This window comes from Chitinophaga eiseniae, assembly GCF_012641265.1.
Taxonomy (GTDB): Bacteria; Bacteroidota; Bacteroidia; order Chitinophagales; family Chitinophagaceae; genus Chitinophaga; species Chitinophaga eiseniae_A.
In genome coordinates this window covers 558,567-581,708 of sequence record NZ_JABAHZ010000001.1, presented here as the reverse complement: position 1 = coordinate 581,708, position 23,142 = coordinate 558,567, and the positions used below count along the sequence as shown (strand labels likewise).

The window sequence follows — 23,142 nt, the reverse complement described above, 5'->3', positions numbered from 1 at the left end:
TATCAGATAATTAAATTCACTTCCTGGGGAGGTGGTGGCAGTACTACCTGTGAGGTAGTGCCCATACTTTTGTTGCCTTGCTCTATGGTGTCGGATACCCATTTAAAAAACTGTTTCAGGGTGGCGCTGTCGGCTGTGTCCAGGTGTACAACGGTATCTGCCAGTTCGCGCAGCATCTCATTGTCGGCTGCTTTGCCGGCGGCACAACCTACGATAGCAGCGAAGTTCAGTTCCTTTACCTTTGGAATCATGCTGCGATATAGCTGCAGATCGGAAGGCTTACCATCGGTAAAAATAAACAGCAACGGGCGCCAGTCGCCTTTCTGCGTGGGCGTTCCTTTACGCACGTCGGCGCTTACGCGGGCATGCAGGAATTCAAGGCCGCTGCCCGTGTGGGTAGGGCCGCTTTGCGGACAGGTGATTTCGGGCAACTGGAAGCTGACTAATTCAGTGAGTGGCATGAGCTCTTTTACATCCCGGTCGAACGTGATGATACTGAGCCACAGGGAGTCCAGTGCCTGTGCATCCATGCGGAGGGTATTTACCATGCCGCTCAGTGCATTGTTAAGTGCCTGAATGGGTTCTCCAAACATAGAACCCGAGGTATCCAATAAAAAATATACGGGTAGTCTTCGCATGGTTAAATTTTAATGCTTATACCACAATGTTCAATTCAGCCGGAGGGGGTGGTAGTTCGTCCAGGCCGGTGAGTTCTTTGCCGGAGTGTTCTATTTTCGTAGAGCTGACCCCGATAGAGGCGGTTACCCAGGCAAAAAATTTAGAGATGCTGTGACTGTCGGCGGTATCGAGCCTTACCACGTTGTCGGTTACCTGTTTCAGCACCGCGGAATCGGCGCCGTTGCCGGCAGCACAGGCCACGGTATATGCTGTTTTACGTTGCTTATAGGCAGCCAGGCCGCTTTGCCAGTTGTCGGTAGGGATTCCGTCTGTCATGATAAATACCAGCGGCTTCCAGTCACCTTTCCGCTCGGTGGTAGTTTGGGCCACTTCCCGGTCTATGCAGCTGGCCAGCAGTTGCAGCGCCTCTCCCATAGCCGTAGTACCGGACGCGCGGATATCGGGTACCTGGAAGGAAGATAAGTCGGTAAGTGGTACCGCCTGCCGGGCGGTACTATCAAAAGTGATGACACTGATAAATGCGGTTTCGATAGCCTGCGGGTTTTGCCGCAATGAACTGATCATTACCTGCACCCCATTTTTCACGGCTTCTATAGGCTCTCCGCTCATAGAACCGGAGGTATCCAGCAAAAGATACACGGGTAGTCTTCTCATACAATACAGAATTAAGTGTTGCTACAGAAAGGGGTTAACGGTTTAACATCAGGAATAGGTCAACTTCTTCAGTTCATCAATAAAACTATCAGATTGATGTGGCGTACCAATGGCCCTGAATTTCCAGGCGCCGTCTTTGCGATAGATCTCTGCAAAGGTCATAGAGCACATCCCGTTATAGGTGCTGTCGCCCGACAGGCTGAACTTCGCAATCTCCTTCCCCTTTTTGTCTACCGCGCGGATAAAGGCGTTCTCTATCATGCCAAAGTGCTGATTATTCTGACGGCCCTGGTAGATGGTGACCATGAATAATATTTTCTGATACCGGTTATCCAGTTCATTGAGCTTGATGATAATCTGCTCATCGTCGCCATCGCCGGCGCCGGTACGGTTATCACCGGTGAGCCAGATATGACCGGATGGATGTTTCATAGAATTGAAGAACACCACGTCTCCTTCAAAAAGGCCCATGCTTCTGCCATCGCGGGTTTGCACGGTGCGGCCCAGGTTCGCTACTTTGCCATTATTGTCGAGCAGCAAGGCTACTGCATCCAGGTCGTATTCTTCTTCTTTCTGCGCACCGCCAAACAGTTTGCCGAAAAAGCCATCATCCTTTTTTTTCTGTCTTACATCCCAGCCCAACCCGATAGTAACGGTAGATAGATCAAACTCTTCTCCGGAGTCGTTTTTACGAAGGTCTATCGTTTGACCTTTCACTAAATTAATAGCCATATGTGAGGTTTATTTAATGATCTGACCTTTAAAATATTTGGAGAGGAAGAACGCCAGGTCTTCTTTATAACCTTTGCCGGAAGCTTCAAATTTCCACTTACCATCTTTCACGTACAGTCGGCCGAATTCAACGCCTGTTTCAATCGAGAAATCTTCTCCCAGTTCATATTTGGCGATTTCCTGCCCGTTGGCATCGTCTACGATACGGATATAGGAATCGCGCACCTGTCCGTAGTTTTGCTTGCGGTTAAATGCGTCATGGATTGTTACTACAAACAGGATTTCTTTTACCTTAGGATTTACTTTGGAGAGATCTACCTGGATCACTTCATCATCTCCCACAGCGCTATTACCACCGGTAGGGTCATCGCCGGTATGGTGCAAAGCGCCATCGGGTGAGTCGGTATTACCATAGAAAACAAAGTATTCTTCCTGGAGAATTAATCTGTTTTCATCAATCATAAAAGCAGATGCATCGAGGTCAAAAGCTTCCCCGGTGCCTTCGTTGGGATGCCAGCCTAAACCCACACTGATACGGGAAAGGCCTATATCAATTCGTTGTCCTTTTTGTAAGTTAATCGCCATTGTTCTGAATTTTATCTCAGGAAAGGTAAACTATATAATCTTATCAGAAAAGAGACAGGGTATACCAGCTACCTGACACACCCTGATTTGTAATTATTTTAACAACTACTTCGCCGGTATTTCCCGGAGGATATGCAACAAATAATTATAGAACCGGCCTACAGAAGATATCTGTACCCTTTCATCCGGGGAATGCGCCCCGCGGATGGTAGGGCCAAAAGATATCATGTCGAGCTTGCCCTTGAAATGCGCACCTAAAATACCGCATTCCAGTCCTGCATGGCAGGCGCCCACTTTAGGCATATGTTCAAAATGATCTTTATACAAATCGAGTAAGAGGCGCAATATGGCGGAATCGGCATCTGGCCGCCAGCCGGGATATTCTCCGTCCTGTACTACTTCTGCATGGATATTTTCGAATGCTGCACGCACCGCAAAGGCCACATCTTCCTTGGTGCTGGCTACGCTGCTGCGCTGCAGCGACTGCGTAACAAAAACTCCATTCTTAGCGATGACCCTGGCCAGGTTGGAAGAGGCTTCCACCAGGTCGGCGATATCGGGACTCATCCGGAATACGCCGTTGTGGGTAGCGTATATAGCCCGCAGTAATTGCATAAAATAGGCCGGATCCATTATCACAGGCGGCGCCGCCACTGGCGTTAACTCCACTGCCAGCCCAGGTTCTATCGCCTTGTATTCTTCTTTGAGCGTTGCTGTAAAATCCTCTACGAATGCGGTGAACGAACGGCTATCCGCTTCCGGCAATACGATGGTAGCGGTGGATTCACGGGGAATAGCATTGCGCAGGCTACCTCCATCCAGGCTGGCCAGCTGTATATCGAACAGCTGTTTGGCTTTATACAACAGGCGATTCATCAGCTTATTGGCATTGCCTCTTCCTTTATGAATGTCCATGCCGGAGTGACCACCCAGTAAGCCTTTGATGGTGATGTCGAAACCCTCGGCACGGGCAGGTACAGGCACTTCCTGGTAAAGCCCTTTGGTATTGGTATCGAGTCCACCGGCGCAACCAATCGTGAGTTCATCTTCCTCCTCAGTATCCAGGTTTAGTAAAATGGTGCCGGAGAAATTGGAGGGGTCGAGTTGCTTGGCACCCGTCATCCCGGTTTCTTCATCGATGGTGAACATGGCTTCCAGTACGGGATGCGCAATGGTTTTATCGGCCAGCACCGACATAATCGCAGCCACGCCGATGCCGTTATCAGCGCCGAGCGTAGTGCCACGGGCTTTCACCCAGTCGCCGTCTACATACATATCGATGCCCTGGGTATCGAAATTGAATACGGTATCGTTATTTTTCTGGTGTACCATATCCAGGTGCGACTGTAGTATCATCGTTTGCCGGTTTTCCATCCCCGGAGTAGCTGGTTTGCGGATCACCACATTACCTGTGGCATCTCTCCGGGTATCGAGGCCCAGGCTTTTACCAAAATCTTCGATGAAGGCGATGACCCGCTCTTCCTTTTTAGAAGCCCTGGGCACGGCATTGAGGTCGGCAAAATATTTCCACAAAGGTTGTGGCGACAAATCTTTTAGTTCCATGCTGTTTATTGTTAGGCGCAAACCAGTGGCAGATAATTGCCGGCCAATCTGCGCCGGGGCAATGTATACAAATCCTTCCAATCCATCAAAAAAGCGTTACAGGTCCTGCCGCTTCAGGGCTTTCACGGCATAATCGGCAGCTCTTGCCGTGATAGCCATATAAGTAAGGGAAGGATTCTGGCAGGCGGAAGAAGTCATACAGGCGCCGTCTGTGACAAACACGTTTTTCACAGCGTGTACCTGGTTCCATTCATTCAGCACAGAAGTACGGGGATCCTTTCCCATACGGGCCGTGCCCATTTCATGGATGGCCATACCGGGATAGGAATCGCGGTTGAATGGTTGCACATTTTTCAATCCTGCGGCTTCCAGCATGGCTACCGCTTCCTGGTCCATGTCTTTGCGCATTTTTCGTTCATTGTCTTTGAATTCGCAATTGAACTTCAGTACCGGTTGTCCCCAGGCGTCTTTGATGCTGTGATCGAGGGTTACCTGGTTTTCTTCATAGGGCAGGCATTCGCCAAAGCCCATCAGTCCCATTTGCCAGGGGCCGGGTTCCGATAAATAGTCTTTGAAGGTATTACCGATGCCCAGTTCTGCAATGCCCCTCGCCCATCCACTGCGACTGCTATAGCCGGTGTAACCAAAGCCACGGAGATAAGCACGTTTATCGGCGCCTACATTTGCGAAACGGGGAATATAAAATCCGGCAGGACGTTGCCCGAAATAATATTTATCGGCAAAATCATCAGAGGTACCGCTGGCGCCTGCGTGAAAATGATGGTCCATCAGGTAGTGCCCCAATACCCCACTATCGTTGCCCAATCCATTGGGGAAACGGCTGGATACGGAGTTCATCAGCAGGAAGGTGCTACCCAGTGTAGAGGCATTGAGAAAGAGAATACGGGCGTAATATTCCGTCATCTCTTTGGTATGTTTATCGATCACCCGTACCCCGGTTGCTTTTCCTTTTGCGTCATCGTAGATGATACTGTTTACAATAGCGTCGGTATGTAAGGTGAGGTTACCCGTTTTCATGGCAGCAGGCAACGTGGAAGATTGTGTGCTGAAATAGGCGCCAAACGGACATCCGCGGCTACAGCGATCCCGGTACTGGCATTTTCCACGGTCGCCGATAGGTTGCGTGAGATTGGCCGTACGAAAAATGGTCATATGCCTTCCCGGAAACGAGGCTTCTATCCTGCCCTTCACCTGCTTTTCAAAGCAATTCATTTCCATAGGTGGTTGAAATACGCCATCCGGTAAATGCGGTATGCCTTCTTTTTGCCCGCTGATACCTGCAAAGGCTTCCACATGGTCATACCAGGGCGCCAGGTCTTTGTAACGTATGGGCCAGTCGATACCGATACCATCTTTGGCGTTGGCTTCAAAATCGAGATCGCTGAGCCGCAGCGATCCACGGCCCCACATGATGGAGCGACCGCCAACAATGTCGGGGCGCATCCAGTCGAAACGTTTTTCTTCTTTGTAGGGACTGTCACTGTCTTTCAGCCAGTAGTCGGCATTGAACTCGGTATACAGGCGGTCGCGCACCTGGTAAGGATGGTCTTTTTCCTTGTCCAGCGGCATTTTGCCGCGGTGCATAACTTCCCACGGCGCTTTGGTAGCGGTGGTATAATCTTTAATGTGTTCCAGTTGTTTTCCTCTTTCAAGCAGCAATACCTTCAGCCCTTTCTCACATAATTCTTTTGCTGCCCATCCGCCCGAAATACCCGATCCTACTACAATAGCATCATAGGTATTTAGTTCCTTTGCTTTTCCATTGACATTGATCATAACGTACAGATATGAATTGGTTGTCGGGAAAATAGTGAAATAATAGGAAAAGCAAAACAGAATTGGTACGGATGGAAAATGACGCTCCGCCCCCGCAGGCGCGGGGACGGCAGCCTGTCGTTTCAGTTGTTAATACATGACGTCTGTCAGCACGGTGTTACCCACTACCCGGGCAAACAGCTCTTCATTCAGCAGGTCTTTAATTGACCTGATAATGAAATCTGGAGAATAACCAAAATGCGTAAGGTCTTCTTCTTTGGTTACGCCTGAAAGCGTAAGAATGGTGGTAAAGCCCATGGATCCTGCACCTAAAATGTCGGTGCCCATGGTATCGCCTATCATCACCGTTTCGTCGGTGGTAAGTTGTAATGCTTTCCGGGCCATGCGCATCATCACCGGGCTGGGCTTGCCTACGCTGAAAGCTTTGATGCCACTGGCCGTTTCCAGCATGGCTACCATGGCGCCACATCCTGCGCGGTATTTGCCATCACCCATGGGGCAGTTGGGATCGAGGTTGGTAGCTATCAGCTTAGCGCCTTTCATAATCATATTGAGCGCTTTGTCTACCGACTCCAGCATGATCGTTCTGCCTTCCCCGATAATTACATAGTCGGGCTGATCATCTACAATAGAATAACCCGCATTATATAATTCGGTGAGCAGTCCTCCTTCCCCGATAACATAGGCGGTGCCATTTTCCTTCTTGGAAGCGAGGTAGCGCGCAGTAGCCATGGCACAGGTAAAGATGTCGGCATCCGTTACCCGGAATCCCATCTTATTCAGCTTGTAACAAACATCGCGGCTGGTCTTTTGACTGTTGTTTGTCAGGAACAGGAAAGGCAGGCCTTGATCTCTCAGACCATTAATAAATTCTACGGCACCTGGAATGGGTTCACTGCCCTTGTAGATAACGCCGTCCATGTCGATAAGAAATCCTTTTTTTTTCATAGCATTCAGATGTTGATTATTGTATAATGGTCAATAAAAACGATCATAAAAACTATGGAACGGATAAAGGCTGGAAGCTGTGTAGATACAGCGGTGTATGATGAAGCGGTGTATGAAGTGCAGATACCGGAGTACCAGATATCTGCACTAAAGATAAGGATAAATTCCAGGAAAGCAACAACTTTTTAAAAAAATTAATTAACCAGCACCTGGTAGATATATCGCACTACTTTCTTCTCTCCCGCCTTCAGTGCCAGCTGCCAGTTCATTTCAGAATAAGGATTTTTATCTCCCTGTTGTGTTTTACGTTTTACTACATTACCACCGTCGCTCAACGGGTCTACGGTACCATTCACGCATTTCTTTACATTCACGGTAACCTCCTTCTGTTGAAAATTATTAATTGTCACGGTACCGGTTACTGTCACTTTTCCATATACGGCTTTACCTACCTTTTTGAAATTATCCACGCGGCCGGTTTCTTCCTCTTTGTTCTGTAAAGTGATATCGATGGCTTTGGATATCTGTATAGCATTATCGGCGCCTACCGGCGTGTATTTCAACTGGTTTTGCGCGAGGAAGTTGCCTTGTTGATCCATGAGCATAATGGGCGCCGTGGTAAATGGTTTGTTTAGTGTATTTTTAATTTCGTACGCATGGTATACGTCTGCAAATCCGCCGCCCTCAGTACTTTCATCACCGCCCGACTGGTAAGTACCTACGTTGTCGGGGATCGTACAGCTATATTTTTCTTTGCAGGCAATGGTACCGGTGAAGATGGGAAAAGTAGCCGTAGCCTGTTTAGGCAGCGATATTTTGCCTAATTTGTAAATATAGAAATCGCCCTGCTTTTCGCCGTCCCGGGAGAAGTCATCCGGGGCTGCAGCTTCATCGACTGCGCCACGGGCTTCTGTCATCACGATGTTATTGCTCAACTGCGACATATGAAACTTCGCGGTCGCAACATCCACTCCCATTTGCATAAAATCGAAACTCATCGGATCGCGTTGTGCGCCGAAATACAATACCGGCGAACCCACTACCAGTTCAGTTTCCACATCGGTCATACGTTTACCGGGGTTGGTAAGGGTGGCCTTCATTTCCAGGTAAGCAGTTTTATCATCTGTTATTTTCAACAGATAGGAAGGAGTCCAGTTCAAACCATCCCGCATGTAGAGCTCTTTCAATGCAGTTTCCCTGACGCTGTTTTCCAGTTCCACGACGACCATCCGTGCAATGCTGTCTTTTGCGAAAGCCAGCGGGCTATTGTCCATATCTACCTGGTAAATGGACGATGTTTGCAGGGCCGTTACTTTGTTGTCGTCTTTTTTAAGCTGCACCAGGTTGGCCGCAGGACTTACCGACAGGATAGTACCTGTGATGGAGCGGTCGCCCCGTTCGCCTGCCATGTAAGACAGTGTTACCTTTTTGCCGGTGTTGGCCATCAGCATCTGGGGAATAGTACCAATGGCGCCCTGTACTTTCAGGGTATCTGTTTTTACATCTACTCTTTTGACGGTGTTACCTTTGGGGGCGCCTATCCAGTAGGTTCCCAGCAACACGGCGCCGGGATCGGGTAAGGTGGCCAGTTTTCCGTTTACCGGCACCGTGCCTTCGTTAACAATCAATGCGGTGCCATTTTTAAACACGGTTACTTTCTTTGGGGGAACTCCCTGCTGGGCCATGGCAGTATGCAGCACTAACAAACTGGCTGCGGTAAATGCTATCTTGTACATCTTTATAAGAAAAATTTTCGGTGAATATAGGTAAAATCCAATGGTCACGGCCTTTGCCAAGTAATCGAGTCCAGGAGTTTTTATGTATAGCGACGACAAACAACTTTCAAATGGGCGACAAACAGCACTTTATTTATTGTTCCCGAAGTACGATATTTGAGGAGTCCTGAAGAGCACAAGATGAGCAAAAAGATCCTGTCCCTTTTACTATACAGCTGCCTGCTGATAGTAGGGGGTAACGCCAACGCACAATTGAAAGACAATAGTTATTTATTCCGGCTGTACGACGATAACGACGGCATCAATATTACCGGCAATGGTACCGATGAAGCGTACACGAATGGTACCCGTTTCGACCTGTTTTATATGCCCCGGAAACTACCCCGGACTATACCTGACCGCTGGATGCCCCGGGCCGGCCAGGAGAGCGTGAATACCTATGGCTGGGGATTTATGCAGGCGATGTTTACTCCCCGGATCATTAAGCGGGAAGTACCGCCTCCTGGCGACTATGCCTATTCGGCCGGACTATTTATCATACGCAGCCTGCATTCGGCTAATCCCGTACGCAAATACAATCTTCAAACTTCCTGGGTAGCCGGCGTTATGGGCCCCTGGGCGCTTGGCAAAGAAACACAAACAACGGTGCACCGCCTGCTCGGCTTCCAGACGCCCAGAGGCTGGAGCAGCCAGCTCAAAAACGATGTACTGCTCAATTTAAATATCGCTGCAGAGAAGCAGTTGTTCGGCTATAAACGATTCATAGAAGTAATAGGCGGCACGGAGTTATGTGCCGGCACTATGCTCAATACCCTGTCGGCTTACTCGCTGATCAGGATCGGTAAAATGCAGCCTTATTTCAATGGCTATCTCTCCCAATACGCCACTAATACCGGGGATGCCCAACACTGGCAGTTGTACTTTACCGTGCAGCCCAGCGCCCGGCTGATGCTGACCAACGCGCTGATAGAAGGCGGTATGTTTTCGAACCGCGAGTCGGCCCACCGCACAATGGCCGATGGTCATTCCACCTTTGCTATGCATAAGCTGCTGGGAGGTATCGACTACGGCGTAGTAGCCGTTTATCGCCAGGTAGGTTTCTCGTTGTCGCAGAAAAGTGTTTCTTCTATGATTAAGGGACTACCGAGTGTGGAGACGGGCAATATTTCTCTGTATATTGCATGGTGACAACAACCGACTTTCTGACCAATTTTACCGACTTCTAAACCTTTGACGGCAACGCAGATCGGCTGAACTTCGCAACATGCTGACACCAGTAGCATCGGGAAAAGTAGACCGGGAAATTATTACTCCAGGAAATGGCACATAAAAAAGAGCGGGAACATATTTATAAACATGCCGCCTTCATGCAGGAAAACGGCCTGCCTGATATGGCAGGAAATATCGGTCTTTCCGTGTATACCGATATTAACCTGGCTGAATTTGATGCCGTAAAAACTGATTTCAGATCCGACTTCTTCACCATCCTGCTGGTACAAAAAGGTATCTTCAGGGGGCATATAAACAGGCAGGAACTCATGTTGGATGCCGACAGCCTGTTGGTAATTGCGCCTAAAATGATCAAGAGAATGGTGTCGGTAGAAAAAGACTGTGTTATTTCCGCCATGAGCTTTACGATGGACTTAATATCGGAAATAGGCATTCCTCCCGGCAAATGGGAACTGTACGATTATTTCACCACCAAGTACTCTCCCCTCTGGCATTTGAACAAAGCAGATGCGCAACTGGTATACCAGCATTTTAAGCAGCTGGTTTTCCGCTGTGAGCAACTGGTCAAAAGGGCGCCTTTTGCCAAAGAGCTGTTGCACCACACCTTTTTTCTCCTGCTCTACGAACTGTCGGCCATGGGTACACGGTACCTGGAGCAGAAAGGACAGACCACCGTTTCCCGGAAAGAAAGCCTGGTAATGAACTTTACCAGCCTGGTACAATCGCAGTTCCGGGAACACCGGCACCTGCAGTTCTATGCTGAGCAGCTGTACGTAACGCCTAAATACCTGACGGAAACGGTGAAGGAACTCACGGGGAAAAATGCGGGAGAAGTGATTGACGATTTTGTTACGCTGGAAGCCAAGCTATTATTGGATGATCCGCAGCTTAGCATTTCACAGATAGCAGAAATACTGCATTTCAGTGATCAATCCTTCTTCGGAAAATTCTTTAAAAGACATACCGGATTCTCTCCACGGGAATTCAGAAATCTTCATCTATAAAATATTAAAATAATTGTTACGAATCGTGTAACAGTTGTAGGTTTTATCAACAGGCCGGCGCACTCCTGCACCGGCCTTATATTTTCGTATATCCATTAACGTAACCACACTATAACAAACCGACTTTCTGACCAGGTTCCCCGATATATCAACCTTTTTCACCGCTTCCACCGCCCCTAATTTTGCGTTACATTTTTTGCATTCAATCATTGTTATAAAATCTGATTATGTCGACGACATTCCAATCTGCTGCATTTTTTATGGTGGCAGCGCTGCTTACCAGTTGTGGCCACCAGGAAGAAAAGAAAGCACCTCCGGCGCCTGTTAAAGTAAGTATACTTAAAGTACAGCAAAATAATATTCCGCAGGAGCTCACCTACTCAGGCACCATAGAGCCCGACAACACAGCGGAGGTAGGGTTTGCCGTACCTGGTGTAGTGAACAACATTGCAGTAGAAGAAGGACAACCCGTAAAGCAGGGCGCCTTGATGGCATCACTGGATGCCACCGAATACAGCAATGCGCTGGCCATTGCTAATGCAGGATTAGACCAGGCAGAAGATTTGTATAACCGTTTGAATGAACTGTATCAGAAAAACAGTTTACCCGCCAAAGATTACATCGATATTAAGACCAAGCTGGCACAGGCCAGGGCCAATAAATTGATCAGCGCCAAGCGCATTGCCGACAGCCGCCTGTATGCTCCCATTACAGGCATTATTACTGCCCGCAAGATAGAACGCGGCAGCGCGGCAGCTCCCGGTGTACCAGCTTTTACTATTGTAAAAACGGATATGGTTTATGCCAGGATATCCGTTCCTGAAAGTGAAGTCGGCGCACTGAAACAGGGCACTATCGCCCAGGTCTTTATTCCAACGCTGCACGACAGCATACCGGGTAAAATTACCATCATCAATCCCCAGGCCGATGCCACGTCCAGGACATACAGCGTAAAAATAAAACTCAATAATACCGGCGGACAGCTGCTGCCAGGTATGCTGGCAGATATACGGCTGCATACCGGCGCCAGTACCGCCGCTATCACCATCCCCGCCACCGCCGTGGTGAGAGATGCTGATGACCTGATCTATGTATTTGTAGCCAATGCGCAAAGCAAAGCGGTACGTAAACGCATCAGTGTAGGCGCGCTGACCGGAAAAAATGAAGTGGTAGTCACTTCCGGGTTAACAGATGGCGAACAGGTGATCGTTGCCGGGCAAACCCAGCTGAAAGATGGCGCCAGCGTGAGCCTGTAGCCACAACCCGCTATGCCGCAAAAATTTTATTTAGTCTGACAACCTTGGAAGAATGAAAAAAAGAAAGATAAGCTTCATTGAGGCCGCGATGAAGTACAAACAGGTCACGATTGTAGTCACCATATTACTACTCCTGTTGGGCACTTACTCGCTACGCAATATGCCCAGGTCGGAAAACCCGAAAATAGATATGCCGGTAGCCATGATATATGCGTTCTATCCCGGGGCCAACGAAGTACAGATGGAGCAGCAGGTTACCAATAAAATAGAACAATACCTGTTTTCCTTTGAAGAAGTAAACAAAGAGAAAACCAAGTCACAAACGAAAGACGGGCAGGTGTTTATCACCGTGGAATTATATACCACCATTAAAGACCGCAAAAAGTTCTGGAGCACCCTGCAACACGGGCTCAACAGCATGGCGGCACAAAACCTGCCCAAAGGCGTGGTGGGTCCTGTGGTGAACAGCAACTTCGGTGATGTAACCGCACAGATTATTACGGTGTCCTCTGCCCGGCGTAATTATGCCGAAATAGAAAAATACCTTGACAAAATAGAAGACGGGCTCAAAACCATCCCGGAAGTATCGAAAATAAACCGGTCAGGAGGCCAGAAGCAACAACTATATGTTACCATCGATGATCAGAAGATGCAGCAATATGGTTTTGACCTGTCGACTATTGTACGTACCCTGCAAATGCAGCATGTAACCGGCTACTCCGGTGAAATGACCATCAGCTCCAATACCTTTCCCGTTTTCACCAACAGCCAGTATAAAACGGAGGCCGACCTGGCCTCGCAGATTGTTTATACCACGCCTACGGGAACGGTAGTACGACTGAAAGATGTAGCGACTATTGAGCGGCGGTTTGAAGAGCCCACTTCGTTTATCCGTATAGGTGACGACAAAGTAATGATGCTGGCCATAGAAATGCAGCCGGGTAATAATATCGTACAGTTTGGGCATATTGTAGAAGAGCGGCTGAAAGCCATACAGCAGGATTTTCCGGAAGATATAAAGATCAACACGATCGTAAATCAGCCGGAAGTAGTGGACGAAAGTATTCGTCACTTTATGAAGGAATTCGGATTGGCCATTGCGTCTGTGATCGTGGTAGTGATGCTGTTGTTGCCCGTGCGCGTGGCCGCCGTTTCCTCATTGGCAGCGCCTATCTCCATCCTCATCACCTTTGGATTGATCAATATCATGGGTATAGAACTGCACCAGGTAACGCTGGCGGCCCTTATCATTGTATTGGGGATGGTGGTAGATAATGCCATTGTGGTGGTAGACAACTACATCGAAAAGCTGGATGAAGACATTACGCCCTGGACGGCGGCCTGGCAGGCAGCCCAACAATTGTCGCTCCCCATCTTCACCGCCACGCTGGCTATCATCTTTGCGTTTGCACCGCTGGCCATCTTTATGAACGGTATTTCCAAAGACTTTCTCGCCGCACTGCCGGTTACCATAGCGGTGGCGTTAATTACCTCTATGGCGGTGGCTTTGCTGCTAACACCTTATACCTGCTATGTATTTATTAAAAAGGGACTGAAGCACCGCGTCAGCACCACTAAAAAACACAAGAGCCTGCTCGACCGGCTGCAAAACACCTTCAACAAGGGAATAGAGGCGGCTTTTCGTTTCCCTAAAATAACCATAGGCGTTGCCTTTACTGCCGTGATGCTGGCGGTAATATTGGCGGGAAAAGTAAAGCAGGAATTCTTTCCCCTCAGCGAAAGCAAACAGTTTAACGCAGAAATATGGATGGCCAATGGTACCTCCCTGGAAGAAACCGAGCGGGTAGTGAAACTGGTAGAGGCAAGCCTGCAAAAAGACAAGCGGGTGCTGAGTACTGCCAGCTTTGTAGGTACCAGCTCTCCCCGTTTTAATGTGACCTATGCACCGGAAATGCCCCGGAGAAACTTCGCCCAGGTATTTATCACCACTTCCGGCAGCGATGCCACCAACGACCTGGTAAAGGAGTATCTGCCTAAGTTTGAAGGCTTTGTGCCCAATGGCTATGTGCGGCTGCGGCAACTAAGCATGCAGGAAGGCTCTCCGCTGGCGGTACGTATTATTGGCGACAACCTCGCGGATCAGAAAAAGGTAGCCGAACAGGTAAAAACCATTTTGCAACATACGCCGGGCACCAACTGGGTGCGTTCCGACTATGAAGATGATTACCTCGGCGTAAGCCTGAAGATAAAAGAAGATGCTGCCGCGAGGCTGGGCGTATCCAACCAGGCGATTACACAAACCATTGGCGCCGGGTTGAAAGGATTTGCCGTATCCCAACTATGGGAGGGCGATAAGCCGGTAGACATTTTTCTTCGCCTGGATGCCGGCAGCAGAAAGGATTTCAATGACCTGGGCCATCTTCATATCAACAACCTGTATGGCAGCAAAATAGCGTTGAAGGAAATCGCTGAGCTAACGCCCTCCTGGCATACCGGCGTAATTGCGCACCGCAATGGTATCCGTACCCTCACCGTATTGTCGGAAGCCCAGATGGGTATCATGGCGTCGGAAGTATTAAAAAATGCGCAACCGGAGATAGATAAATTATCGCTCCCTCCGGGCATCAGTATTAAATATGGCGGAGATGCCGAATCTTCCGCAGAAAATGCACCCGGCATGGCTACTGCGCTTGGCACCAGCCTGATCCTGATCCTGCTGACCCTCCTGTTCCAGTTTAAAACTTTTGGAAAAACGCTGATCATCCTTGCCACGTTCCCACTGAGCTTACTGGGTGCTTTCCTGGGATTGTATGTTACCGGTAACCCGATGGGTATGACGGCATTCATGGGCATTATCAGTCTCATTGGCATTGTAGTACGCAACGGTATCATCCTGGTAGACTACGCCGATGAACTGATTCACGATCACGGCTATACGGTTAAAGCGGCGGCACTGGCGGCAGCCAAGCGCCGTATGCGCCCCATCTTCCTGACCTCTGCGGCAGCAGCTATCGGCGTAGTGCCTATGATTATCGGGAAATCGCCCCTCTGGGCACCATTGGGCAGCGTGCTGGCATCGGGCTTAATCGTATCCATGATCCTCACCCTATTTGTGGTGCCGGTGTTGTACTATCTCTTTGTACGCCCCGTGCCGGAGCCTGTGGATGCACCGGATGCCACTACGGAAATCATGTATAAACCTGCGCATTAATAGATCTGTGTCCCCTGTGGTAGTATGCTGCCGGCGGGGGATTAAAAACAACGCGAATGAATATCAAGTCCATATTTACGATTGCGATGCTGCTGGCCGGCCACCAGGCCCTGGCGCAATCGCCCGTACTCACTATCGAAGCATGCCAGCGCCTGGCGCTGGAGCAAAATAAAAAAATCAAGGCAGCCCAATATAATATCGAAGCATCGCAGGCTGCCCTGCAATCGGCCGAAGCCAATGCCTACCCTTCGTTCGACGGGTCTGTTATGGGTGCTTACCTGGGTAAGCCTATCGGCGGTGCGCTGAATGGCGCCATTCCCCAATATTTCGGAAGCGCCATGGTGACCGCTACACAACCCATTTATGCCGGCGGAAAAATTCGCACCGGGAAAGCAGCGGCGCAAAAAGGCGTGAGTATACAAACAGCGCAAAAAGCACTGACCAGCGCAGAAGTATTACTACAGGTACATAAAGCCTATTGGCAGGTAGTACAGGTAAAAGAAAAGACTGTGCTGGCACAACAGTACCACCGTATGCTGGAGACCCTGCAACAGGAGTTGAAAAACACCTATGATGCGGGACTTATCTATAAAAATGACCTGCTGCGGGTAGAAGTAAATTTAAATGAAGCGGCGCTCAATATCCATCAGGCAAACGATGGACTGGTACTGGCTAAACTGAACCTGGCACAGGTGACCGGTATGCCGGGCAATACGGATTTCAACGTAGCCGATTCAGTAGTGGGCGATTTCCGGGAACTGTCGGAGCAAGCCTTGCTGAATGCCGCCGATAGCCGTCCGGAAATCAGACTACTGAAAAATGTACTGGAGGCGGAAACCTTACAGCAAAAGCTGCTGAAAGGCGACTTACTGCCTACCATTGGCGTTAGCGCAGCGGGTTTGGCTACCGGTGGAAAAGGAGTGAACATCAGCAATGGCAAGGACTTCATGGCATCGTATTATGGTCTTGCCAGTATCAGCATCCCCATTTTCGACTGGGGCAAAAAGGCTAATAAAGTAAAAGAACAATCGCTTAAAATAGCTGCACGACAGCAGCAACTGGAAGAGACCCGGGAGTTGGTGAATATAGAAGTGCAGCAATGCTACCTGGCGCTGAACCAGTCGGTGAAAAAAATAAATGCATCCCGCCTGTCACTCGCCCAGGCAGAAGAAAATCTCAAGCTGGCCAACGACCGGTTCAAAGCCGGTACTATTACCGGTAAAGATGTACAGGAGGCGCAAGCGATCTGGCAGCAGGCCTATAGCGGTAGCATCGACAGTAAAGTGGAATATAAAATCAATGAAGCCGCCTATAAAAAAGCGATTGGCGAGCTTCATTAAAATATAGGCAACATGAAAAAAGAACAGAAACAGATTCTTGCCGCAGCGGTGGCACTCTTTGCCCATAAAGGGATCAAGGGGGTTAGTGTAGATGAAATTGTGCGGAGTTGCGATCTGCCTAAGCGAAGTTTCTATGTGTATTTCGACGGCAAGGAAAGCCTGGTTCATACTATCATCTGCCATTGGATAGAGAAATCAGAAAAATACCTGTCGCTCAATAGCTATGTTGCCTCCAACGCGATTTCCGAACTGAATAACTTTTTCCAGTCGATGGAAAGCATCGCACATTATATCCAGCCTGTATTTTTCCAGGAGCTGAGAAAATATTACACTACCAGCTGGGAGTACCTGGAAAGCTTCCGGGAAGCATCGCTGATTCCATTCCTGGTGTTGAATATCAACCGTGGACTTAAGGAAGAAATATATCGTCACAATACGAATAGCCTGTTGGCTGCAAAAATATATTTTGCTCACCTGGAAATGGTGCTGGATGAGGGATGTATGCCTGGGGTGACACCCGATAAAATACTGCACGAAATAAATACTTTCCTGTTGCATGGACTGGTGAACCTGAGAGGGATGAAACTGATTTATGAGAAGACCATGACGTAGCGGGTCACGCAAAGGCGCAAAGCAGCAGAGATTGAAGCGAATTTTAAGCCCGCAGAGCGGGAAGATCATATAGTGTACTGCTATGTTATATGATCTTCCCGCTCTGCGGGCTTAAAATTCGCTGCTTTATTTTCTTAAATTCTTTGCTGCTTTTGCGCCTTCGCGAGAAAAATTCCCTACTTAACGCCGCCGCCCGCTAAAAAAATCACAAAAAACTTTGCGCAACCAATTAGTTTCATATATTTACAACTGAACGGTTGCTCGTTTTATTTTGGTCACATGAGAAGGGATGTATTTCAGGCAATAGCAGACCCAACCCGCCGGGCTATCCTTTTGCTGATAGCCACAAAGCCCATGACGCCGGGTGCTATTGCGGAGCACTTTGAAATATCGCGACAGGCCGTATCCAGGCACCTGCGCATCCTTACGGCATGCCAGTTGCTGCAACAAACGCAAACCGGCAGGGAGATATATTACCGGTTAGATGGAACGAAATTAACGGCCATCGCAGAGTGGCTGGAGAAATGCCGGACTACCTGGGAGAAAAAATTTGGTACCCTTGATATTGTATTGTCCACCATAAAAACGCAAAAAAAATGAACGCGAATTTAGCATTTGATTTCTCTGTGGATAAAGAGAAGAAAGCCATTACGGTAAAGCGCGAATTCGATGCCGCCTTACCGTTGGTATGGGACGCCTATACGAAAAAAGATCTACTGGATCAGTGGTGGGCGCCCAAACCCTGGAAGGCTAAAACAAAATCCATGGACTTCCGCGAAGGCGGACAATGGCTATACGCCATGGTTGGCCCGGAGGGCGAAGTACACTGGTCATTTGCCAATTACCAGGAAATTATCAACCAGCAGAAATTTATAGGGCTGGACGGGTTTTCAGACGAACATGGCAACGTAAATGCCGGTCTCCCTCAATCGCGCTGGGAAGTATCCTTCCAGTCTAAAGGCGATAAAACATTGGTAACCTGCCATATTACCTACAATAAACTGGAAGACCTGGAAAACATTATTAAGATGGGCTTCCAAGAAGGATTTACCATGGCATTGGGCAACCTGGACGAAGTACTGGCAACGCTCAGATAGTCACAGCAACGGCTCACAGCAACGGCAAGTTGGTTACGGGCACCAGCTTGCCGTTTTATTTTCCTGCTCCCGCTGGTTTCCCGTTGAAAAAGCGCTTTACCACACAACATTTTCCTATCTTCCAGTCCTGAAGTAAGGAGCATGCATATGAACAAAGTATACCGCACCGGCGCCGTGGGCGCCCTGCTGGACGAATATGAAAATGTGATCAAAGCGCTGCAGGAGGTCATTGCCGACGTGAGCGATCCGGCCTTAGCCGCCATAACCGACACGGCCACGACCGATCCTAATTGCCGCTCCATTCAATCCGTGCTGGCACATGTAATCAGTTCCGCCTACAGCTACGCCGTATACATACAACGCGGCAGCCGGGACAGTGTACCCGGTGTTGCTGATACCTTACGCACTACCGCAAAAGCATATATACAAAGCCTGACAGATGCCTTTGTTTTTACAGTAAATGTTTTCAGTAAGATCCCTGACAACGAACTCGAAGAATTTGATCCCGCAAAGAAAATAGCTACCCGCTGGGGGCAAGTATACGACATCGAACAACTCATGGAACATGCCATTGTGCATGTAATGCGGCACCGGCGACAAATAGAAAAATTTAAGCTTGTACTGGCTACGAGATAAGAATCAGCGTTTTTTCGCTATTAAGATCAGGTCGTCTGTAGGCCATCCATGTTGGTTAGCTGCGGGAATCCGCTGTACTGCCAGGAGACCAAAATCGTTTTGGTTCAATGCTGCAACGAGGTGGGCGGCCTGGTGGTAATGAATATATATTTCATCGCCAGACGAGGAGGAGTAATATCCCGACAGGTGCTCCTCTCCTTCCATGGTACTCAGGTAAAGCACGCCCCCGGGCGCCAGCAGATCATATGCATCGGCGATTAACTGTTCACTTTCTGTTTTGGAGAGATAGGGTAACCCGAACGCACATACGATAGCGTCAAACTGTTGGCCGATAGTGCGGATAGCCCGCGCATCCTTCAGCTCAAAAGTAGCGCCTGGATTGTTCTTCCGGGCCAGCTCAATCATATTGGGAGCCAGATCAATTCCCAGGATACGGAACCCCGACCGTTTCTGTAGCAAATACGCGGTTACATTGCCCGGACCACAGGCAATATCCAGCAAGGCAGCATCGTCTTTGGGAATGTAGTTGCAAAACAGATCAAACGTATCATGGTACATGGAAACATCCATGTATTTATCCTGGTATACTTTGGCCTGCTTGTTGAAAACTTCCACGGCCATCAGGGATCTGCTGTTGAGCTGATTCATTCGGGGACCGGTTTTAATAAAATCCGGTGCTACAATTTACATAATTTCTATTTACTTCCCCAAGCCTTGCGAAACAGCTTCCAATAAACGGAAGGTACCTTCAAAAGTATCCGGCGTTGCCTCCAGGGGTGATTTCCCCTGCTGTACGGCCTCTACAAAACAAGCAACTTCCTGATAGTAGCCATGTTGCCAGATACTATTGTTGGCGGCCACGGGCACGGCACCGGTAGCATTACTTACCTGCGCACGCCCCGTTCGTTTTAAAATTTTATCTACCGGGATACCACCGGGGCGATAGCCCAGCTCCTGTACCACGAACGTCCCCGGATAGTCGATAGCGACATGCCGTGCCGGCGTTACACATTGCAGCTGATCTGCAAAAGACGACCAGGCGTAACAAGTCGATAGCTCCATCGTACCGGTTACCCTGGCATGCTGGAGTAATAACTGCACCTGTACCCCGCCGTTGACCTGCTGCACCGTAAAATAATATTCCTTCACGGGTCCGAAGAGCTGCAATACATTATCTACCGGGTGGCAAAACAGTTCCATCACAGCATTGCCTTCCGGGTAAGGCCCTGTAACATACCGTGCCTGGTAACTGAACGCCTTATTGAAATCCTTTTGGAACTGTGCATTCACCGGGTTGAACCGTTTGTTAAAGGCAATCATACAGCGGTTGGCGTGGCGATGCGCCGTCAATTCCTCCCAGCCTGCATAGTTGGTCACTCCCGGCTTCTCCACGAAAACATATTTTCCCTGTTCCAGGCAAGTTTTCACCAGGGGTAGCTGGTATTCATTTTTGGTGCAAATGAATACGCCTTTGATGGTATCATCCTGTAAAATGGCCGACAGGTCGTTTACCCCCGTGCAAGCGGGAAACAACCGGGCGGCTTGCTGTGCCAGCGGTAGCTGCCGGGAGTAAATATATCTCACTGGTACGCCTAAACGTAATAATACCGGGTACAGGTTATCCAGGCTATGCTGCCCTATTCCTATAAATGCAAAATTGCATCCCGGCAATGGTGCTACCAGGGCGTCCATCACCTTTTTTCTTCGCCAGTTTTTATACCGCGCTGCCAGGGACCCTATCATATTTCGATATCACTGTTTTAAAACGTTCCCGTTGTTCATTCCATTGGTAATGGCCCAATACCGCCGCGGTGATGCTGGCACCGGCCAGTTGCTCCGCCTGGCGGAACAGGGTAACATCGTATTTCCGGTGAAAATTGATCCAGCAGCCATTACAATCACGGCAATGCTTTTTCTGGAGAGCAATAGTGGCGGCCTCATTGTAGATGGTATCCAGGCTTTTTTCATGGATGTTGCCCAGCTTCAGATCCAGGTTCTGGCAAATGGGCACATCGCCATTAGGGAGTACTACCACACTGTCGAAGATAGAATAACAAGGAAGTTTCAGCTCGCCCCGTTGCCAGTATTTATAAAGCAACAGGAAGTCCAGGTTCTCTTCAAAATTTCCCAGCTGTTGAATAATTTCCGGCGGAATTTCATAGCCGGCTGCTGCTGCCGACAACGCACCTTGTTCATGGGCTTTTTCCACTGTGTCGAAATAAGAGATATTGTTGTAAATCCCTACCCGTAAATCAATTCCATAGCGGGTACATACGTCCATCACATGTTGCAGGTCATCGAAGCTGTTATAAGGAGAAAGGGTAAACATCACAGAGATATTACAAGTACTGTGCAGGGCTTCTATAACCGTCAATACCTTGTCGTATCCATCTTTTCCCCGCATATATTTATATGATTCACGGGTACCGTCCAACGAAATAAATAAACGTTTGGGTGGAAACTGTTGCACTGCCCGGATCACTTTTTCTGGTTGCAGGCAATTGGACAACAAGTCGAAATTTGGATGGTGCTGATGAAACCATTCCAGTATTTCAAAGGCTTCGGGATGTAGCAGGAATTCACCGCCCTCCAGTCCTACCGTGGTAGCGGCGCTGATACAACTGCTCTGCATGATGTCTATAATTTTTTCTTTGGAGAGATAGGCCACGGGACGTTTGGCCCATATCAGGCAGTGTTTGCAACGGGAGTTACAAAGATCCGTAGCGTATATCATCAGCGTAGACAGCACCTTTCGGGAAGGGTACAACTGGTTACGCACAAAGCGGCTCCCCCTGGAGAGATAATCAGAAGTTTTATACATGGTCCGGCGTTATAATAAAATGATCAGTAGAATAATGGCGATGGAAATGAAGCCCAATGCGGGCAAAATCAGGTAGGCCAGCAGCCTGGCCAGCTGCTGGTGCATTTCGTCTTCTTCATATTGCATGTACGATAATTTGGAACTAATACACGCCACTGAAAAAATACCCTTATGTGCGGGGAAAATATTTTTTGGGGAAGGTAGTGATGCGCTATTAATTAGCCGCAACTATCGATAATTGCCAGGCTTTCGTTTTACGGTACGTGAATTTGATACAATACCAGATATTGGTTGCCTGCTCCATATCTACCACCAGCGCTTTCCGGGGTAGCTGGCGCAGGTTGGGCAGGCGTTCTTCTTGTCCCTGGAGCTCCCGGAGCCGGTGCAGGGCCAGGCTACCAAATGAGCAGATGCCCATGACACCCGACAGGAAATCCTGCCGCCTGGAGGTGTCATAAGGCAGCATCGCGATCGCTTTTTCTATGGCAGTAACTTCCCCCATAAAGTAATCCGAGAACTCGTAAGCGCTCTCCATCCGGTTGGGTAAAGTAACCGATCCCTGTTCCAGGTCTTTATAAATATCGAACAAATCATTTGTTAACTGGATAATGCCGCCAAGGCGATACCAGCAAGCCTGTTCTATAGCACAGGCCGGGGAGTCAAAATAAAAATGGCAAAGCAGCACAGAGTAGCCGCCTTTGCCCAGGGTGATGCGCGTTAATTCTTCCTGGCTGATAGCCGGATCAAATTGCTTGTCTGAGTCCACCTGTACCCGGAATAACTCCCTGGTGATTTCTTCATACAGGGATTGGTCAGCAACAAAGCCCTTCAATGCGAGGTGAGCATGCAGGAAAAGGCGCTCCTCCACACGGGTGGGCTGGTATTGCTCTGATTCATAAGATATCCGGTAGAGCAGCTCACGCGATAACTCTTTCCTGTCGCAAAAATCGTCAAATATGGTACTGCATATAAAGTACAATAACATCCGCTCTTTCTCCTGGGCAGAGGTTTTCCTCCCCCGGAGTCCCATAAAGGCATCACAGATCATGGGGATATAAATGCTATAGCTGTTGACAATTTTACGAAAAGAAGCCGGATCAAGCTGGCCGCCAAAGGAGCTTTCCAGGCGTCTGAGATAGTTAGTGGCCCATTTTTCTTCCTGCCTGCGGGCAGACATAATTTGATACAACTGGTAACAGATGCTTGCCCCGAACCTGACAAAATACATAATAGAATAAAAAAGGAATAGTTAGTGTAACGATAATGGTTGTAGGTAAAACTATATTTCCAAATATAATATAAAAGCGAATTATTTTCTCA

General features: G+C 48.7%; 21 protein-coding genes. 9 read left to right on the top strand and 12 right to left on the bottom strand.

Annotation, left to right across the window (positions count from 1 at the left end; genetic code table 11):
- Nucleotides 1–2: 2 nt before the first annotated feature.
- The 8 genes from HGH91_RS02245 to HGH91_RS02210 all read right to left on the bottom strand — a co-directional run bounded on the left by HGH91_RS02245 (nt 3) and on the right by HGH91_RS02210 (nt 8,654).
- Nucleotides 3–638 (bottom strand): vWA domain-containing protein, encoded by a 636-nt coding sequence (locus tag HGH91_RS02245; protein ID WP_168736827.1) that lies wholly within the window; start codon nt 636–638, stop codon nt 3–5.
- Between the two features lie 16 nt (nt 639–654).
- Nucleotides 655–1,293: a vWA domain-containing protein gene (locus tag HGH91_RS02240; RefSeq protein WP_168736826.1), complete on the bottom strand. Its 639-nt coding sequence runs from the start codon at nt 1,291–1,293 to the stop codon at nt 655–657.
- A gap of 48 nt (nt 1,294–1,341) precedes the next feature.
- A complete protein-coding gene (locus HGH91_RS02235) occupies nt 1,342–2,025 on the bottom strand; it encodes a TerD family protein (RefSeq protein ID WP_168736825.1) in 684 nt (227 codons plus the stop codon).
- Between the two features lie 9 nt (nt 2,026–2,034).
- Nucleotides 2,035–2,610 (bottom strand): TerD family protein, encoded by a 576-nt coding sequence (locus HGH91_RS02230; RefSeq protein ID WP_168736824.1) that lies wholly within the window; start codon nt 2,608–2,610, stop codon nt 2,035–2,037.
- A gap of 105 nt (nt 2,611–2,715) precedes the next feature.
- The gene (locus HGH91_RS02225) at nt 2,716–4,173 is read right to left on the bottom strand and encodes an aminoacyl-histidine dipeptidase (protein WP_168736823.1); all 1,458 of its coding nucleotides are present in this window, start codon (nt 4,171–4,173) and stop codon (nt 2,716–2,718) included.
- A 96-nt stretch (nt 4,174–4,269) separates the two neighbouring features.
- On the bottom strand, nt 4,270–5,970 hold the full coding sequence (locus HGH91_RS02220; protein WP_168736822.1) for a GMC oxidoreductase: 1,701 nt from the start codon (nt 5,968–5,970) through the stop codon (nt 4,270–4,272).
- A gap of 129 nt (nt 5,971–6,099) precedes the next feature.
- On the bottom strand, nt 6,100–6,918 hold the full coding sequence (locus HGH91_RS02215) for an HAD-IIA family hydrolase (RefSeq protein ID WP_168736821.1): 819 nt from the start codon (nt 6,916–6,918) through the stop codon (nt 6,100–6,102).
- A gap of 194 nt (nt 6,919–7,112) precedes the next feature.
- Nucleotides 7,113–8,654 carry a DUF4139 domain-containing protein gene (locus HGH91_RS02210; protein WP_168736820.1) on the bottom strand — a complete coding sequence of 514 codons (1,542 nt, stop codon included), beginning with the start codon at nt 8,652–8,654 and terminating at the stop codon, nt 7,113–7,115.
- Nucleotides 8,655–8,834: 180 nt separating this feature from the next.
- On the opposite strand from HGH91_RS02210, the gene HGH91_RS02205 reads away from it, so the two are divergent.
- The 9 genes from HGH91_RS02205 (at nt 8,835) to HGH91_RS02165 (ending at nt 19,001) form a co-directional block, all read left to right on the top strand.
- Nucleotides 8,835–9,842, top strand: coding sequence for a lipid A deacylase LpxR family protein (locus tag HGH91_RS02205; RefSeq protein WP_168736819.1), 1,008 nt, complete (start codon nt 8,835–8,837; stop codon nt 9,840–9,842).
- Nucleotides 9,843–9,973: 131 nt separating this feature from the next.
- Nucleotides 9,974–10,888: a helix-turn-helix domain-containing protein gene (locus tag HGH91_RS02200; RefSeq protein ID WP_168736818.1), complete on the top strand. Its 915-nt coding sequence runs from the start codon at nt 9,974–9,976 to the stop codon at nt 10,886–10,888.
- A 227-nt stretch (nt 10,889–11,115) separates the two neighbouring features.
- Nucleotides 11,116–12,144: an efflux RND transporter periplasmic adaptor subunit gene (locus HGH91_RS02195; RefSeq protein ID WP_168736817.1), complete on the top strand. Its 1,029-nt coding sequence runs from the start codon at nt 11,116–11,118 to the stop codon at nt 12,142–12,144.
- Nucleotides 12,145–12,196: 52 nt separating this feature from the next.
- Nucleotides 12,197–15,316: an efflux RND transporter permease subunit gene (locus HGH91_RS02190; protein WP_211092175.1), complete on the top strand. Its 3,120-nt coding sequence runs from the start codon at nt 12,197–12,199 to the stop codon at nt 15,314–15,316.
- Between the two features lie 56 nt (nt 15,317–15,372).
- Nucleotides 15,373–16,656 carry a TolC family protein gene (locus tag HGH91_RS02185; protein WP_168736816.1) on the top strand — a complete coding sequence of 428 codons (1,284 nt, stop codon included), beginning with the start codon at nt 15,373–15,375 and terminating at the stop codon, nt 16,654–16,656.
- A gap of 12 nt (nt 16,657–16,668) precedes the next feature.
- The gene (locus HGH91_RS02180) at nt 16,669–17,268 is read left to right on the top strand and encodes a TetR/AcrR family transcriptional regulator (protein WP_168736815.1); all 600 of its coding nucleotides are present in this window, start codon (nt 16,669–16,671) and stop codon (nt 17,266–17,268) included.
- Between the two features lie 279 nt (nt 17,269–17,547).
- Nucleotides 17,548–17,868, top strand: a complete 321-nt coding sequence (locus tag HGH91_RS02175; protein WP_168736814.1) for an ArsR/SmtB family transcription factor — start codon at nt 17,548–17,550, stop codon at nt 17,866–17,868.
- A complete protein-coding gene (locus HGH91_RS02170; RefSeq protein WP_168736813.1) occupies nt 17,865–18,365 on the top strand; it encodes an SRPBCC domain-containing protein in 501 nt (166 codons plus the stop codon). Before HGH91_RS02175 ends, HGH91_RS02170 begins: the two co-directional genes overlap by 4 nt.
- A 147-nt stretch (nt 18,366–18,512) precedes the next feature.
- Nucleotides 18,513–19,001, top strand: a complete 489-nt coding sequence (locus HGH91_RS02165) for a DinB family protein (protein WP_168736812.1) — start codon at nt 18,513–18,515, stop codon at nt 18,999–19,001.
- A 3-nt stretch (nt 19,002–19,004) separates the two neighbouring features.
- Here the strand turns inward: HGH91_RS02165 and HGH91_RS02160 are convergent, their stop codons facing one another.
- The 4 genes from HGH91_RS02160 to HGH91_RS02145 form a co-directional block, all read right to left on the bottom strand.
- Complete coding sequence (locus HGH91_RS02160) at nt 19,005–19,649, bottom strand: class I SAM-dependent methyltransferase (protein WP_168736811.1); 645 nt, start codon at nt 19,647–19,649, stop codon at nt 19,005–19,007.
- A 51-nt stretch (nt 19,650–19,700) separates the two neighbouring features.
- Nucleotides 19,701–20,744, bottom strand: coding sequence for a Gfo/Idh/MocA family protein (locus HGH91_RS02155; RefSeq protein ID WP_168736810.1), 1,044 nt, complete (start codon nt 20,742–20,744; stop codon nt 19,701–19,703).
- A complete protein-coding gene (locus HGH91_RS02150; protein WP_168736809.1) occupies nt 20,716–21,822 on the bottom strand; it encodes a radical SAM protein in 1,107 nt (368 codons plus the stop codon). The genes HGH91_RS02155 and HGH91_RS02150 overlap by 29 nt, the downstream gene beginning before the upstream one ends.
- A 214-nt stretch (nt 21,823–22,036) precedes the next feature.
- Complete coding sequence (locus HGH91_RS02145) at nt 22,037–22,999, bottom strand: class 1 isoprenoid biosynthesis enzyme (RefSeq protein WP_168736808.1); 963 nt, start codon at nt 22,997–22,999, stop codon at nt 22,037–22,039.
- Between the last annotated feature and the right edge of the window lie 143 nt (nt 23,000–23,142).

Excerpts from the sequence above, each read along its gene's own strand:
- HGH91_RS02245 (WP_168736827.1), bottom strand. The coding sequence starts at position 638 with ATGCGAAGACTACCCGTATATTTTTTATTGGATACCTCGGGTTCTATG.
- HGH91_RS02240 (WP_168736826.1), bottom strand. The coding sequence starts at position 1,293 with ATGAGAAGACTACCCGTGTATCTTTTGCTGGATACCTCCGGTTCTATG.
- HGH91_RS02235 (WP_168736825.1), bottom strand. The coding sequence starts at position 2,025 with ATGGCTATTAATTTAGTGAAAGGTCAAACGATAGACCTTCGTAAAAAC.
- HGH91_RS02230 (WP_168736824.1), bottom strand. The coding sequence starts at position 2,610 with ATGGCGATTAACTTACAAAAAGGACAACGAATTGATATAGGCCTTTCC.
- HGH91_RS02225 (WP_168736823.1), bottom strand. The coding sequence starts at position 4,173 with ATGGAACTAAAAGATTTGTCGCCACAACCTTTGTGGAAATATTTTGCC.
- HGH91_RS02220 (WP_168736822.1), bottom strand. The coding sequence starts at position 5,970 with ATGATCAATGTCAATGGAAAAGCAAAGGAACTAAATACCTATGATGCT.
- HGH91_RS02215 (WP_168736821.1), bottom strand. The coding sequence starts at position 6,918 with ATGAAAAAAAAAGGATTTCTTATCGACATGGACGGCGTTATCTACAAG.
- HGH91_RS02210 (WP_168736820.1), bottom strand. The coding sequence starts at position 8,654 with ATGTACAAGATAGCATTTACCGCAGCCAGTTTGTTAGTGCTGCATACT.
- HGH91_RS02205 (WP_168736819.1), top strand. The coding sequence starts at position 8,835 with ATGAGCAAAAAGATCCTGTCCCTTTTACTATACAGCTGCCTGCTGATA.
- HGH91_RS02200 (WP_168736818.1), top strand. The coding sequence starts at position 9,974 with ATGGCACATAAAAAAGAGCGGGAACATATTTATAAACATGCCGCCTTC.
- HGH91_RS02195 (WP_168736817.1), top strand. The coding sequence starts at position 11,116 with ATGTCGACGACATTCCAATCTGCTGCATTTTTTATGGTGGCAGCGCTG.
- HGH91_RS02190 (WP_211092175.1), top strand. The coding sequence starts at position 12,197 with ATGAAAAAAAGAAAGATAAGCTTCATTGAGGCCGCGATGAAGTACAAA.
- HGH91_RS02185 (WP_168736816.1), top strand. The coding sequence starts at position 15,373 with ATGAATATCAAGTCCATATTTACGATTGCGATGCTGCTGGCCGGCCAC.
- HGH91_RS02180 (WP_168736815.1), top strand. The coding sequence starts at position 16,669 with ATGAAAAAAGAACAGAAACAGATTCTTGCCGCAGCGGTGGCACTCTTT.
- HGH91_RS02175 (WP_168736814.1), top strand. The coding sequence starts at position 17,548 with ATGAGAAGGGATGTATTTCAGGCAATAGCAGACCCAACCCGCCGGGCT.
- HGH91_RS02170 (WP_168736813.1), top strand. The coding sequence starts at position 17,865 with ATGAACGCGAATTTAGCATTTGATTTCTCTGTGGATAAAGAGAAGAAA.
- HGH91_RS02165 (WP_168736812.1), top strand. The coding sequence starts at position 18,513 with ATGAACAAAGTATACCGCACCGGCGCCGTGGGCGCCCTGCTGGACGAA.
- HGH91_RS02160 (WP_168736811.1), bottom strand. The coding sequence starts at position 19,649 with ATGAATCAGCTCAACAGCAGATCCCTGATGGCCGTGGAAGTTTTCAAC.
- HGH91_RS02155 (WP_168736810.1), bottom strand. The coding sequence starts at position 20,744 with ATGATAGGGTCCCTGGCAGCGCGGTATAAAAACTGGCGAAGAAAAAAG.
- HGH91_RS02150 (WP_168736809.1), bottom strand. The coding sequence starts at position 21,822 with ATGTATAAAACTTCTGATTATCTCTCCAGGGGGAGCCGCTTTGTGCGT.
- HGH91_RS02145 (WP_168736808.1), bottom strand. The coding sequence starts at position 22,999 with ATGTCTGCCCGCAGGCAGGAAGAAAAATGGGCCACTAACTATCTCAGA.